General features: G+C 57.0%; 17 protein-coding genes. 3 read left to right on the top strand and 14 right to left on the bottom strand.

Annotation, left to right across the window (positions count from 1 at the left end):
• Window positions 1-4: 4 nt before the first annotated feature.
• The 9 genes from HDE75_RS10315 to HDE75_RS10275 form a co-directional block, all read right to left on the bottom strand.
• Window positions 5-493 (bottom strand): hypothetical protein, encoded by a 489-nt coding sequence (locus HDE75_RS10315; RefSeq protein ID WP_183677924.1) that lies wholly within the window; start codon window positions 491-493, stop codon window positions 5-7.
• A 45-nt stretch (window positions 494-538) separates the two neighbouring features.
• Window positions 539-850: a hypothetical protein gene (locus tag HDE75_RS10310; RefSeq protein WP_183677925.1), complete on the bottom strand. Its 312-nt coding sequence runs from the start codon at window positions 848-850 to the stop codon at window positions 539-541.
• Window positions 851-880: 30 nt separating this feature from the next.
• The gene (locus HDE75_RS10305; RefSeq protein ID WP_183677926.1) at window positions 881-1,243 is read right to left on the bottom strand and encodes a DUF6984 family protein; all 363 of its coding nucleotides are present in this window, start codon (window positions 1,241-1,243) and stop codon (window positions 881-883) included.
• 29 nt (window positions 1,244-1,272) lie between these two features.
• Window positions 1,273-1,965 (bottom strand): hypothetical protein, encoded by a 693-nt coding sequence (locus tag HDE75_RS10300; protein ID WP_183677927.1) that lies wholly within the window; start codon window positions 1,963-1,965, stop codon window positions 1,273-1,275.
• A 78-nt stretch (window positions 1,966-2,043) separates the two neighbouring features.
• Window positions 2,044-2,685 carry a DUF6000 family protein gene (locus HDE75_RS10295; protein WP_183677928.1) on the bottom strand — a complete coding sequence of 214 codons (642 nt, stop codon included), beginning with the start codon at window positions 2,683-2,685 and terminating at the stop codon, window positions 2,044-2,046.
• Between the two features lie 30 nt (window positions 2,686-2,715).
• Window positions 2,716-3,138 (bottom strand): DUF4019 domain-containing protein, encoded by a 423-nt coding sequence (locus HDE75_RS10290; RefSeq protein ID WP_183677929.1) that lies wholly within the window; start codon window positions 3,136-3,138, stop codon window positions 2,716-2,718.
• Window positions 3,139-3,253: 115 nt separating this feature from the next.
• Window positions 3,254-4,357 (bottom strand): DNA alkylation repair protein, encoded by a 1,104-nt coding sequence (locus HDE75_RS10285; protein WP_183677930.1) that lies wholly within the window; start codon window positions 4,355-4,357, stop codon window positions 3,254-3,256.
• Between the two features lie 51 nt (window positions 4,358-4,408).
• Window positions 4,409-4,918 carry a GNAT family N-acetyltransferase gene (locus HDE75_RS10280; protein WP_183677931.1) on the bottom strand — a complete coding sequence of 170 codons (510 nt, stop codon included), beginning with the start codon at window positions 4,916-4,918 and terminating at the stop codon, window positions 4,409-4,411.
• On the bottom strand, window positions 4,918-5,277 hold the full coding sequence (locus tag HDE75_RS10275; protein ID WP_183677932.1) for a hypothetical protein: 360 nt from the start codon (window positions 5,275-5,277) through the stop codon (window positions 4,918-4,920). The genes HDE75_RS10280 and HDE75_RS10275 overlap by 1 nt, the downstream gene beginning before the upstream one ends.
• A gap of 195 nt (window positions 5,278-5,472) precedes the next feature.
• On the opposite strand from HDE75_RS10275, the gene HDE75_RS10270 reads away from it, so the two are divergent.
• The 3 genes from HDE75_RS10270 to HDE75_RS10260 all read left to right on the top strand — a co-directional run bounded on the left by HDE75_RS10270 (window position 5,473) and on the right by HDE75_RS10260 (window position 9,775).
• Entirely contained in the window at window positions 5,473-7,386 is a 1,914-nt protein-coding gene (locus tag HDE75_RS10270) for a M61 family metallopeptidase (protein ID WP_183677933.1), read from the top strand.
• Between the two features lie 217 nt (window positions 7,387-7,603).
• Complete coding sequence (locus tag HDE75_RS26935; protein WP_183677934.1) at window positions 7,604-9,166, top strand: methyl-accepting chemotaxis protein; 1,563 nt, start codon at window positions 7,604-7,606, stop codon at window positions 9,164-9,166.
• Window positions 9,167-9,373: 207 nt separating this feature from the next.
• Window positions 9,374-9,775: a DUF4431 domain-containing protein gene (locus HDE75_RS10260; protein WP_183677935.1), complete on the top strand. Its 402-nt coding sequence runs from the start codon at window positions 9,374-9,376 to the stop codon at window positions 9,773-9,775.
• A gap of 11 nt (window positions 9,776-9,786) precedes the next feature.
• On the opposite strand, the gene HDE75_RS10255 is transcribed toward HDE75_RS10260, so the two are convergent.
• The 5 genes from HDE75_RS10255 to HDE75_RS10235 all read right to left on the bottom strand — a co-directional run bounded on the left by HDE75_RS10255 (window position 9,787) and on the right by HDE75_RS10235 (window position 13,872).
• Window positions 9,787-10,419, bottom strand: a complete 633-nt coding sequence (locus tag HDE75_RS10255; protein ID WP_183677936.1) for a carbonic anhydrase — start codon at window positions 10,417-10,419, stop codon at window positions 9,787-9,789.
• A gap of 65 nt (window positions 10,420-10,484) precedes the next feature.
• Window positions 10,485-11,276, bottom strand: a complete 792-nt coding sequence (gene phnE / locus HDE75_RS10250) for a phosphonate ABC transporter, permease protein PhnE (RefSeq protein ID WP_183677937.1) — start codon at window positions 11,274-11,276, stop codon at window positions 10,485-10,487.
• On the bottom strand, window positions 11,273-12,085 hold the full coding sequence (locus HDE75_RS10245) for a PhnE/PtxC family ABC transporter permease (RefSeq protein WP_183678170.1): 813 nt from the start codon (window positions 12,083-12,085) through the stop codon (window positions 11,273-11,275). Before HDE75_RS10245 ends, phnE begins: the two co-directional genes overlap by 4 nt.
• Before the next feature lie 11 nt (window positions 12,086-12,096).
• A complete protein-coding gene (locus HDE75_RS10240) occupies window positions 12,097-12,909 on the bottom strand; it encodes a phosphonate ABC transporter ATP-binding protein (protein WP_183677938.1) in 813 nt (270 codons plus the stop codon).
• A gap of 96 nt (window positions 12,910-13,005) precedes the next feature.
• The gene (locus HDE75_RS10235) at window positions 13,006-13,872 is read right to left on the bottom strand and encodes a putative selenate ABC transporter substrate-binding protein (protein WP_183677939.1); all 867 of its coding nucleotides are present in this window, start codon (window positions 13,870-13,872) and stop codon (window positions 13,006-13,008) included.
• Between the last annotated feature and the right edge of the window lie 20 nt (window positions 13,873-13,892).

The raw sequence follows: 13,892 nt of genomic DNA, 5'->3' as shown, positions 1-13,892 counted from the left end.
TAGTCTAACTATGAGAAAGAATAACGCTTTCTTTCTCATGCTGTCCGTGACGCCAGGACGCATCTTCGTAGCGCACGTAATATTCAGTGCTGCATGCGGCCAAGGTCAACTTGCTTAGCGTCGACAGAAAGTCCAGGATATTGAAGGTTTCAGAGTCAATGTCTTGGGGGAAAAACGTAATCTCGCAAAACACTTTTTCTGGCTCATCCCAGTGGAAGTACGCTTGAATATGCTCAGGGTTGTTACCGCCATTCCAGGCAGTCGATAGCGAACCGTATGTCTTTCGAAGATAGGCTAGCAATTCGGCGTTTGCAATCTCATCGCCTTCGCTTGTAATCGACCGTACCATAGTCCAGGACAATGCCAGATACGCCAGGACGTCAATGGCTGCAGATGTCGAAATGTCTTCGGTGAAGTTGATATCTCTGCAAGAGCCATCACAGTCCAGAAGAGCGGTTTCAACACGGCGGAGTGTAAGTTCATCTATGTTCATAAAAATTGTAGTAGGGATGGTAAGTCTGCTTTTGGCTGGTAACTATCAACCGATTTCCGGCCGAAATGTCCAATGCGCAGCTTCAATCCTTAGCGTATCAGCCGATTGAAGCTCAGTTTCAAATTGCCTGCCCTCCAGTTCCATGGAGCTATTGACCGATGAAGATGGGCCCCAGCTCTCGCGTCGTGGAGGTTTGATCTTTGTAAAACCTTCGAATACGAGCAAATGAGGTGGCAAGCCAACGGGGCGCAAACGGGTATCGCATCTGGCGGCTTCCCAACTGATGTGAATGGCTGACACCGTAGCGTCATGGATTGGTAGAGCATTAAAAGGCATCAATTCTTCCAAAACGTTCAAGCGGCTACTCCTGGCCGATTGCAGAAAATTTCAAACTGGCTTTTTTATGGTGACTGCTTCGGGCGATGGATAGCGTCTAAGTGGAAGAAAATTGACCTTCCACATATCCACTTCAAAAAGTCTCTCGTTCTGATCCACATTGACAACGATACTAACCAGCACGTCATCACTATCAACATAGTCGGCTTCCACGATTGCACGTCCCAGGTGACGGTTTTCGTCACAGACGAACCTGATACTTCCCATTCCTCCATCCTGCATATCGCTAACTAAAGCAATATCCAGTTGCCTTAAAAAGTCGAGCTTGTTTTGCTGTGAACTAAGCAAGACTCGAATTAGTAAATCCTCTTCTGTGCGCAGCATCCTTGGGCGAATTTTATAATTTAGTGTCATAGTGTAATCGTATCAGGAAGTCCTCGTTGTTATGGATATAGCAGTGTGATCAAGACAAGATAACTAACCAACAATGCACTCACTAGATGGAGCCATGAAAATTTGTATCTGAATCGGGAGCGGCGTTTTGGAATTGTTTTCGTTACGGACTCTGGTGGAGCGATTTTTTTGGGCCATACAAACGCAGTCATTCCGTCAATAGGCGGCCAGGATTCAAAACGATAAGCGTCAGCGTCGAAGTTTATTCTATTAAACAGATGCTGCTCTTGAACAGCACGGTCGAGGGCAAGCTCGCCCGGGGAGGCGACTTCCTCGTCGTCTGCATGGAAATAGCCATCGCTTTCTTTCGCCAGTATGGCCATCGAGAGTATTTGCATGGTAGCGGCGGAGTGGCTTCTTCCTGCGGCCGTCCTGGAACTCGCCGTATAACTATAAGCAGCAACGCCCCTGGGTGGCCATGACATGCTGCGAGCTTCTTTCTTTTCTCTTTTTTGCATGTGAAACTCAAACGCAATCAGCAAAGGCGTGCCGGCTTCTATGCGCAGGAACTCAGCTGGCGTCTTGCTAATTCGCAGATAAAGAATTCCCTGCGCCGAAGACTTTGCCAATGTGAGCTCCGGATGCAGTTGCACATCAAAGCCAAGCTTTGAAAATGCTTGAATGAAGCGCGCATCCAGGTCATCGGTTTTTTTACCCAGGAAAGCTGAAATACAAATACTCATTGTCGGGATTGAATGTAAGCGTGAATAATGATTGACTGTTAGCGATGGCTTGAACGTCTTCTTCTGGCAGGGGGCTGCCTAAAGGGCGTCGTTCAAAGCGATGCGCGATCTGATGTTTTGCAGCTTGATCATGGACTCTTTAAAGCGAGCGATGCTTTCTTCAAGATTCCAGTTTGTCTTGTTTGCCACGAAGCTGGCCCATTCCTCGCCGTAATGAGCGGCGCGTGCCGTACCATTTACATCGTCAAGGTAAGAGAGCGCGGCCATCGCATGCGCCTGGTCGAACCAGAGCTCGGTCTGGCTCAGGTAGTAGGACAGGTATTCTTCAAGAAAGGCAATAGATTCTTCCGAATTGATGGCCGCGAGTGCGAAGCAATACGCCGCGCCGGCATAACACACATCGCTCCTGAGCAACAGGCGGTCGATCCAGGTCGTCAATTCCGCTTTGTCTGACACGGCGACGAGGTAGGCGCCAACTGTTCGCGAACGCCAGTCGAAGTTGGCTAATAATTGCGATATCAATTCGACTGTTATGCAGTGCGCATTCCCCACCAGAAAATCTTGAGCGGCAGCTTTATGGATGCCAAAATAGAGAGGCTGTACCCACGTTTCCCGCAGCTCGCTTGCCAGCATTCCCGTGTCCATCGGCACCTCAAGTGCGGCAAATGGACTAGTATGCGCGACCGTGGCACCGGCAGAGTGAAGTTGCAGCGGATTCATGCCAGTCTAGTCTCAGTCACCACAGCTGAATCAACCATTAATATTAAAGCCAGACACCTTCCAGCTATTGTCTTTCTCCAGGGTCGTCGTGACAGTTTCCTTCACGTCGGCCTTGTTTTCATATTGGCTCACGTAATCGATGACGACCTGGTCTGGGCCCGGCTTGCTGGCGGGCGCTTTTTGCAGCACGGCCGACTTGAATTTGCGCGATTTAAAGTCGCCCAGTGGCCAATGCAGGGCTGTGATCAACATCTTCCAGCTCGATTTCGACATTTCCTTATGCATGCTGGATGAACTGGTATCCCAGGTGCCCGCATAGTCTTCCGCATCCATGCGCTTGAGCCAGGCATCGGCCGATATTTTGGCGGCCGTGACGGCTGGCGATTCCTGGGCAATTACGGGTTGAACGGCAAACACAGTAGCGGCGACGATCAGGGCAGACAGGATTTTCATGGTAGCGATGGAAAATGTTGATATTCTTACAGATTATCGCAAAGATATCACAGGGCATAGTCTTTTAAAGCAGATGTTGCCGGGCAACATCATGCTGGGGAAGGCCAGATGAACACTAGCGGACCAGATCAAAAAAACTCTGCGCGACCAACTGTCCATTGACGATCAATTCCACCTGGTGATGGCCGGCATAATGCGTGCGCGTCGTGAAGTCGCGGATCTGCTGCCTGCGCTCAAATGCAATATGCTGGCCAGGTTCCAAAGTCACTTCCTTGAGCTTGAAAACCTTCGCCGTGGTGGACTGGTTTTGCCGCACATAGCTGATGCGGTGGTGTATCAACAGCTTTTGCGGTTCGGCAGCGGTCGAGCTCAACTGGCATGCCAGGATCACGGAGTCGCCAAGGTTGATCTGGCCCGGCGTGACTTCAAACTTGCCGACGACAATCGCCGTTGCAGTTTCCGCCCCCAGCATGCTGAGTGCTTGTTGGTTGCCCTGTTTGAGCAGGGTGCGCAAGGCGTGCCGCACGATCCAGCGGGTGTTTGCATCTTCCACACCCCATAACGCCGCCCGTTCGAGTACCCATGCAGGGTGTGTTTTTGTGACGTCGTTCAAGTGATTGGCGACCGACTTGCGCACGTACAGGCTGGTGTCGGCGCGCAGATTGTCGAGGATGGGGGCAGCCAGTTCGGGCGACTGTTCGATCATGCGCAAACGGAATGACCACGGCAAACGTGGCCGAGAGCCTTCGCTGGCCAGCCGGCGCACGGCAGCGTCCGTATCGCGCGACCAGCCCTGCATGATATCGAGCGCACGCTGTGGTTCGTCGCGCAGGAAGTCGCGCACGGCGAACTCTGAAGTACCGTAGCGCGTAAAAAATTTCAGGGCATCCATGGAGCGCTCGAAGGCATGGCGGCCATGCTGGCTGACATAGTCGGGCGCCACCAGCGAAACAAAACCGTTCCCCAGGCGCGGCGCCGCTTCCATCAGCATCGGCAAGACCGCCTCGTAGCCATCCATGGCCAGGCTGGCTGCGGCAATCGCCTCGCTGGCGCGGCGCACGCGCTGCATCAGACTCAGCTGTTCGAGCCCGTCGAGTGCGGTGGCAAGAAAAGCGGTTTCATCAAACGCGGGCGCGATCGCAGCCAGGGTGGCCGACAGGGTGCGCAGTTGCTGCGCGCCCATCGATTGTTTGAGTGGCGTATTGGTGGATGTTGTCATGATGACGCAGGGTTCCAGTGCAGAGAGCCGCGAGTATGATCCATGCTGCTGTCAGTTTCTGTCAGTAGCCAGCCACTCCATCTTTTGCACCTGGATATGCGGATGGCTGGCCAATGGCTCCCATTCCGGCAAAAACACAAATCCCTGCTTCAGATAAAACGCTGCTGCACGGGCATTGTCTGGCGCTACATCGAGCACCAGCCGGCGATGCCCACTAGCCACGGCGCGCTGCTTGACGGCGTCGACCAGCTGTGCCGCTACGTCCATGCCCCGGTATCCGGGATCGACCCACATGGCGATCAGTTGGCATTCCCCAACACTACTGACGACCTGGGCGGCGATACCGACCGCCTGTTGACCATCCCAGGCCAGGAAAAAGGCTCGCTGCTCGGAACTGCTGGCCCGTTCATGCCACTCTTCATCGGTTTGTGCCGCCGCGCTGGCGTGGCTGACGCCAAACGCCGTTGGCGCGTCCAGCAGGGCAGCCAGGCGGATGGCTTTCAGCGCGCGCCAGTCGGTTGGCGTCGTGGCGCGGACGGTGATGGAAGCTGCCAGGGCCATCAGCTCAGTGGCGCATCGGTAGCGTTTGACACCTTGGCATAGGCATAACCCAGATAGCTCAGCGATGCCACGCCATCGATGACTTTGGCATCGATCTTGAGGTCGCCGGCAGCGATCAGCAACTGGTCGGCGGCATAGGCTGCTGGAAAGCGCTGTTCGACGATTTTGTTGGTCAGGCTATTGCGGCTGTAGGTGAGCGCGACCAGGCCGACGCTGTCTTTCTTGATCACCACATAGTCCGGGCGTGTCGTGCTGCTTAGTTTCCAGGTGCCGATAAAGTCATCTACCGTGCCGGCACTGGCGGCGCCAGCGGCAAGCAGGCTCAAGGTAGCGAGTGCACCGAGGAATAATTTTTTCATATGGCCTTCAAGGTTGCTCAAATCAAAGGAAGCATTGTTGGGTAGCAGTATCGCCAGCGGCCATATTTTTGACAACTGTTTTTGCGGACACAACGATTATTTATGTAATTTGTATAGCCTGAAAAGTATTTAGGCATGAATGGAAAGGAACATAGGTGTAGAGTCTCACCACCCATAACTATGCCCCATTGCTTAATGAAAATCATCGCCGCCGCCTTGCTTGCCTTTCTCAGTATAGGCACAGCCCATGCCAGCGCCGGGCCGCAACCGCTACCGCCTGTCCCGCCGATCCAGGCGCCGCAAGATATCGCTTTCCTTGGAACCATCAATCTCGCCGTGGATGCGACCGACCACGTGCACAAGATCCTGCGCGTCAGGGAATCGATACCCGTTCAACAAGCTGGTCCCATGGTCTTGCTGTATCCGCAGTGGGAACCGGCCAGCCACTCGCCCACGCTGGAGGCAGCGCCCCTGGCGGGCTTGCTCATCAAGGGTGCCGGGCAGCGCATTGAATGGCAGCGCGATGCCGCCAATCCGTTTGCCTTCCATCTGACGGTACCCGCCGGCGTGCATCAACTGGACCTTGAATTCCAGCATGTGCCGGCCATGAACGGCCCCAAGCTATTGTCACCGGCGATGCTGATGCTGCCGTGGCAAAAAGTCGTCCTGTATCCAGCCGGCTGGTTCATTCGCAATATTGCGGTACAAGCGCAATTGACGGTGCCGCAAGGTTTTGACTTTGCCAGCGCACTGGAAACGGATCAGGTGCTGGGTAATCGGATCAGCTTCAAGGCGGCCAGCTTGGAAGACCTGGTCGATGCGCCCGTGTATGCAGGCTTGCACGTCAAGCGCTATCTGCTCAGTGAAGCGGAGGGCAGGCCAGTGCGCCTGAACCTGTTTGGCGATACGGAATCGGCCTTGGCCATTACACCGGAGCAGCTGGCGAAATATCGCGCCATGGCCGATGCGCTGCCACGTTTGTTCCGTTCGCGCCACTACCGTCATTTTGATTTCCTGATGTCGCTGTCCGATGTCATGCTGTCCGGCGGCGGCACCGAGCATCAGGAGTCAACCGAGATCAACCTGCCTGCCGATTACTTCGGCAATACCGGCACGCAAGTATTCATGGCCAGCCTGATGATCCACGAGTTTGCCCATTCCTGGAATGGCCGTACGCGCCAGCCAGCCGATCTGTGGCAGCCGAACCTGAACTTGCCGATAGGCGGCAGCCTGCTGTGGCTGTACGAAGGACAAACCGAATTCTGGGGCAGCGTTATCGCGCCGCGCATAGGCTTGCAATCCGTCCAGCAAAGCAGGGATGCGCTGGCGGTGGTGGCCAGCATATCGAAGGCGCGGGTGGGCCGGCAATGGAAATCGCTACAGGATAGCAACGTGGACGCGATCTATATGCCAGGCAAGGCTGTCTTCTGGCGCGACTGGCAGCGCCGCACCGATTACTACGGTGATGGCGTCCTGCTGTGGCTGGATGTAGATATGCTGCTGCGCGAACTGACGCACGACAAGAAAAACATGGCCGACTTTGCATCGACTTTCTTTGGCGCCGGGCAAAACACGCGCACCATTTCCACCTATACCTTCGAGGATGTCTGCAAGGCACTGAACAATATCGCGTCCTATGACTGGCCAGCCTATTTCACGGCCCGTTTGCAGGCACACGATGACGTGCATCTGCTCGATGGCTTGCAGCGTGCCGGCTATCGCCTGGTGTACTCGGATACGCCAACCGAGTTTTTTGGCTACCACGAAGCCGACCTGGGCGCCGTGGATCTGTCGACTTCGCTGGGTGTGACGATAGGCAAGAAGGGCTTGGTAAAAAGTGTTGCGTGGGAGGGGCCGGCATTTCGCGCCGGTATCAGCCTGGGCGCGCGCTTGCTGAAAGTTGGCGACCAAGCCTATACCGATGAGGGTTTGAAGGAGGCGATCAAGGCCGCTGCCGTGTCCAGGAAACCGATACAACTGACTTACGACGCCGACGGCGCAACGCATGCGGTGGCCATCAACTATTTCGATTCCTTGCGCTATCCGCGGCTTGAGCGTATCCCGGGCACGGTCGATCGTCTTCAACAGCTGTTCACTGCGCCAATCTGATATCAAAACATGGCCTGCCCATGAGGGGGCAGGCTGCCATCGTATTCTTTCCAATGTAACGCAATGTGTACAATCCGCAATAATAATTCCTTAGTGAAACATTTGTCTAATATGCTATTTTGGTAGATTGCCTCAAGATCATCATGATCATTAGCAAGGGCAACGCGACGGTCAGCGTGCGTATTTACGTACCGATATTTATCACTCAAGGAAGAAAATGGATGTCAAGAATTTGCGCATCGGGCACAGGCTGAGCCTGAGCTTCGGTGTGGTGGCGGCGTTGCTGGCGATTATCGCCGCGCTGACCTTTGTACGTATCGATGCGCTGGACCGCGATATCGATTCCACCAATAATTATCTGTACCCGAAAACCGTGCTGGCCACCCAGATCAAGGGCAAGGTCACGGAAGCCGTCATCAGCATGCGCAATGCCATGCTGCTGTCCGATCCGGCGCAGATCAAGCGCGAGCTCGACAGCATAGAAACGGGCGCGAAAATTATCGTTGCCTCGATAAACCAGCTGGAAAAGAGCGCCAGCACGGATGAAGACCGCCAATTCATCACCAACCTGGCGCAGGTGCGCGGCAAATTCGTGACGGCGCGCACGCACTTTGCAGGCCTGGTGCGCGAGCAGAAAGTCGATGAAGCCTACGCCGCCCTGTTCGATGAAGTGGGGCCGACGCAAATGGCCTATTACGGCGTATTGGACCAACTGGTCGCGCATGAAGACAAGCTGATGCAGCAGTCCGGCAAGCAGGCCATCGAGAACGCCTCGAACACCAAGGAACTGGTGCTGGCATTGACCCTGGCTGCCCTGGCCATCGGTGCCGGCGTGGCCTGGTATGTCACGCGCTCGATTACCGAACCGCTGGCCAATGCCGTCGCCGTGGCGCGCAAGGTGGCCGATGGCGACCTGACCAGCGTGATCGTGGCCGATACCCGCGATGAAACGGGCCAATTGCTGCACTCGCTGAAGGACATGAACCAGGGTTTGCTGAGCATCGTCAGCCAGGTACGCGACGGCACGGGCGCGATTGCCACCGCCGCCAGCGAGATCGCCGACGGCAATGCGGACTTGTCCAGCCGCACGGAACAGCAAGCCAGCTCCCTGCAGGAAACGGCGGCGGCAATGGAGGAATTGACCACCACGGTGCAGCAGAACGCCGACAACGCCGACCTGGCCAACAGCAAGGCGGCCAGCGCATCGAAGGTGGCGGCCGCAGGCGGTCAGGTGGTGGGCGAGGTGGTCAAGACCATGTCGTCCATCAATGACTCTTCACGCAAGATCGTCGACATCATCGGCGTGATCGACAGCATCGCCTTCCAGACCAATATCCTGGCATTGAATGCGGCCGTGGAAGCGGCCCGCGCAGGCGAGGCGGGCAGGGGATTTGCCGTGGTCGCGACCGAAGTGCGCAGCCTGGCGCAGAGGTCAAGCGCCGCCGCCCGCGAAATCAAGGGCTTGATCGACGATTCAGTGGATAAAGTCGGCTCGGGCACCCGTTTGGTGGAGAAGGCCGGCAGCACGATGGATGAAATCGTGCACAGCGTGCGCCAGGTGGCTGAAATCATTGCCGACATCAGCGCCGCCAGCCGGGAACAAACGGTCGGCATCCAGCAGGTGAACCAGGCGATCACGCAAATGGATGAAGCCACCCAGCAAAATGCCGCGCTGGTCGAACAGGCGGCGGCCGCCTCGCAGGCGTTGCGCAGCGAAGCGGGCCATCTGGCGCAGGTAGTCAGTGCGTTCAAGCTGCAGCGCTTGGGAAGCTACGCTTGATAAAATAACACTTTCGAAGAAAAAGGTTGGAAACGCCAGCCTTTTTCTTATTCTTGAGCGTTCTCCGCCTATGTTTGCTGCAGTCTATTTTTGAAATTCTGGGCTAAGTGTTAAGCAATTGATTGGGTTGTGTATGAAAAGGCCGGCAAGCTTGCGATGTGTCGAAGCCATGCTAGTATCATTTGCATGTCGGAAAGGAAAGATGCGATGCGCACCGTATTAAAAATTGCAAGTATTGCACTATGCAGTTTTTCTTATATGACAGTCAACGCGGCCTGCCTGAAATATGAGCCGGAAGAAGTCACATTGGCCGGCAAGTTGCACAGGGAGACTTTTCCAGGTAGTCCCAACTTCGAAAGCGTGGCTGACGGCGACGAGCGGGAAACCGGTTTTTACCTGACGCTCGCGCAGCCGATCTGCACGCAGGCAGATAGCGGGTCAGACCGCCAGGCGCATGAGTCCGTTCGGGAAGTACAACTGGTGCTATCAAAAGAACAGTACGCCTCGTTGAGGCCGCAACTTGGCCAGCAGCTCAAGTTGCGGGGGCAATTATTTTCCAGTTTCACGGGGCATCATCACGCCGACGTGCTGCTGAGAGTCGACCCATAGCCTTTCACCACTTACGGCTGCGAAGCCGGGTGGTCCGCCAGCGGCACAAACTGGCCGGTGGCTTCGTCCAGCGCATCGAGCGAGCCGTTCTCGATGTCGTATACCCAGCCATGCAGGTTCAAGCGTTTTTGCGCGATGCCCAGCGCCACCGAAGGATGGGTACGCAGGTTGTTCAGTTGCGAGATGACGTTGGCGCGCACCATGCCGTCGATACGATGTTGTTCGGTCGGATGCTCGACCGATTCATTGATCATGCGCGCTGCATCGGCGTAGTGCAGCCAATGCTTGACCGCCGGCATATGATCGAGACAGGCGCAAGTGGCGATGGCCTTCATGGCGCCGCAATCGGAATGGCCGCAAATGACGATATCGGTGACCTTCAAGGCGGCCACCGCATATTCCACGGTCGCACTGACGCCGCCCGGTTCCGGGCCGAACGAAGGCACGATATTGCCTGCGTTGCGGATCACGAAGAGTTCGCCCGGTTCGCGTTGCGTCACCAGTTCCGGCACCATGCGGCTATCGGAGCAGGAAATGAACAGGGCCTTGGGCGTTTGTCCTGTGGCCAAGGTCTTGAAGAGTTCCCGGCGTTGCGGGAAAACTTCTTTCTGGAAACGTAAAAAACCAGCAATGATATCGCGCATAAATCAAAAGAATAGTTATCTGACGCAGTATTGTCGCTGATTTTCCAGCGTCCATGTTGATTTGATCAGCGTGTCATGGCGCGCCGCAGCACATAGCTGAGGCCGTCAACGGCAGCCACCATGAGCAGCATGGCAATAATGACGGTGGCCGCTGGCTGCATCTGGAACAATGATAAATGGTATTTCAGCATCTGCCCCAGGCCACCGGCGCCCACCACGCCCAGGATGGCGGCGGCGCGGATATTGTTTTCCCAGCGGTACAAAGTGTAGGACAGCATTTGCGGGCTGCACTGGGGCAAGGTGGCGTACAAAAACGTTGCCGCCGGGCCCGCGCCATTGATGCGCAGGCTGGCGGCGGGCAGGGGTGGGCAGTTTTCAAAGGCATCGGCAAATAGCCGGCCCAGCACGCCTACCGTATGCAGCGCCAGCGCCAGGGTGCCGGCGAATGGCCCCAGGCCGGCCGCGATCAGCAGGATGGACGCCCAGACCAGTTCCGGTATCGAGCGCAGCACATTCAATACGCCCCGCGTGGCCTGGCGGGCCGCCTTGCCGAAACGGCCGCTGGCAGGCAAGGCCAGCAGGGCGCCGAACACGGCCGCGATGATGGTGCCAATGGCCGACATGGCCAGCGTTTCAAACGTGGCGGTGCCCACCTTGAGCAGGAAATTGGGTGACAACTCGGGCGGCGCAAAGCCGTGCAGGAAGTCGGCCGTCGTGCGCACGGCGTCGGCGCTGAAAAAGTCGCCCCATTTCAGGGGCAGGGTGGCGAAGCTGGTGATGACGAGCAGCAACAAGCCAGCCAGCAAGGCCCAGGTGGACCAGTGTCTGCGAGGCGGGACTGGCAGCAGGGAGTTCACGACAGCCTCCTGCGCAGCATGGCCGAAACGGCATCGGCGCCTGCCACCAGCACCACGAACACCATCAGCATGGTGGCCAGTTCGTCGCCTGCCATCATCTTCATCGATTCATCCATGCGCTGGCCCAGGCCGCCCGCGCCGACGAAACCCATCACGACGGAACCACGGATCGCGCATTCCCAGCGGTAGATGGTATAGGACACCAGTTCGGCGGCCGCTTCAGGCAGGGCGCCATACAGCAGCGCGGCCAGGCGGCCGCTGCCGTTGTTCAGCAGGGCGTTGCAGGCGGCAGCGTCCGACGATTCGAGGATTTCCGCGTAGACCTTGCCCAGCATGCCGCAATAGGTGAGGGCGATGGCGATCACGCCGGCCGTCGGTCCCAGGCCCACTATGCGCACCAGCAATAAAGCCCAGACCAGTTCCGGTACGCTGCGCAGCACCACCAGCAGGGTGCGCACGGCATGGCGGATGGCGGCGGACAAAGGTGCCACCTTGCCGCTGCCCAGGCGCGAAATCGATAACCGCTCCGTCACCAGCAGGGTCAAAGGGATGGCGCCCAACATGGCCAGCGCCATGCCAGCCGTGGCCATGGCGATGGTTTCCCAGGTGGACGTGGCAACAATGGCCAGGAATTCGGCGCTGTGGGCAGGCGGCACAAAGCTGGACAAAAATTGCCAGGTGGCTGACAGGCTTTGCGCGTCCCATAAAATCCAGGGCTTGAATTCGGCTTGCACCAGCATCGGCCATAGCACGATCAGGACGACTGCCGTAGTGATCAGGCGGCCGCGCCAGGCGGGGTCGCGCGGCATGGTGGCAGACTTCAACAATGCAGCCTCACGGCAGCACCATCGGCATCGATCGTTGTAAAGGGGGAAGGAACATCGTCCTTGTTTTGGTACAGTGCGGCAATCATGTTGTCGCTGACATCAAGCCGGGCCGCGTCGAAGACGATTTTGCCATCGCGCAAACCAATAATGCGGGGAAAGCAAGCCCTGGCGATATCCACCTGGTGCAAGCTGCAAATCAACGTTGCTTGGCGAGCCTTTGCTTCTTCCTGTAATACGGCGATAGTTTGCAAAGCCAGGGTGGGATCGAGTGCGGACAATGGTTCGTCGACCAGGAACACTTCGGCATCCGAAACCAACGCACGCGCCATGCCGCAGCGCTGGCGTTCGCCGCCGGACAAGCGGTCCACCCGTGCATACAGCTTGTCTTGCAGATTGAATTTGCCTAGCGCTTCCCACGCGGCGCGCGGATCGAGCGGCACGAACAGCGAACGGATGGCGGTCCACAAGCTCCATTGCGGCAAGCGGCCTGCCAGCACGGCATTGACTACCCGCTGGCGCGGCGGCAGCGGCGGCGTTTGCGGCGCCAGGAATAGACGGGTACGCAAGGCGTGGCGTTCGGCGCTGCTTACTTGCCACGGTTGCACGCCAAGAATTTCCAGACTGCCTGAAGCGGGGCGCAAGGCGGCAGCCAGGGTATGCAGCAAGCTGGTCTTGCCCGCGCCCGAAGGGCCGATCAGGGCAATCTGTTCGCCCGGCGCGACGACGAGGTCCAGCTCGCGCAAGGCCAGCGCATTGGTGGCGGCGCCGGCGTGGTGGACGCTGAGCTTGTTAAGTTGAAATGTCATGCGGTGGGTGGGGACCATTTACATTGATTAAGCCAGCGACAAAGAGCCGGGGGCAGACCCGTCGGGACTGACCCCAGAATTGTGCCTCTGGCTTTCTTACTTCAGCAAGCCCGCATTGCGCGCGGCTGCTTCGATATCCTTGTAGTTCTCGGCCTTGGTCGGGATGAACTTGCTGGCGCGCTGCAGGTCGAGGATTTCCTTGCCTTCAGGCGTAGATGGGTTCAGCGACAAAAAGGCGTCCGTCAGCTTCTGGCGCACGGCGGGATTCATGTCGGCGCGCACGCTCCAGTTGTAATCGAAGTAGCCGGGCGTGGTGTAGAACACGCGTACCTTGCTTGGATCAACCTTGTTGGACGACACCAGTTTTTCCCACACGGAGATATTCAAGGCGCCGGCATCGACCTTGCCGCCGGCGACAGCGGCCACGGTAGCGTCATGCGCGCCGGAAAACGCGATGCGTTTCAGGTCAGTGTCCGGGTTGATCTTGGCGGCCAGCAGGTAGTAGCGCGGCATCAAGTGGCCGGAAGTCGACGATTCAGAACCAAACGTGAAGTTCTTGCCCTTCAAGTCGGTCAGCTTGTTGATGTCCTTGCTGGTGGTAATGAAAACGGACTGGAACTTGGTGTCTTCCTCGCGCTGCACCAGCGGTATGATCTTGCCGCCGCTGCGCTCATTGGCTTGCACGAAGGTAAAGCCGCCAAACCAGACCATGTCCAGCTTGTGGTTGATCAAGCCTTCCACGGACGCCGCGTAATCGGTCACGGGCGTAAATTCCACCTTCATGTTCAGCTTTTTCTCCAGGTAATTGCCTAGCGGCTTGAACTTGCGCTGCAATTCCGTCGGCGCTTCATCGGGAATGGCCGATACGCGCAGCACTTGCTGCGCCTGCGCCAGGCCGCAATGGATGGTCAAGGTGCTGGCCACGGTGACCAGGATGGCAGTAAATTTGGAAAAAGCGCTCATGGTGTGTGTCTCTTTATTAA

It is taken from the genome of Janthinobacterium silvisoli, assembly GCF_014200725.1.
GTDB lineage: Bacteria > Pseudomonadota > Gammaproteobacteria > Burkholderiales > Burkholderiaceae_D > Janthinobacterium.
The sequence above is the reverse complement of the archived record's forward strand: the minus strand, read 5'-3'. Positions and strand labels throughout refer to the sequence as shown.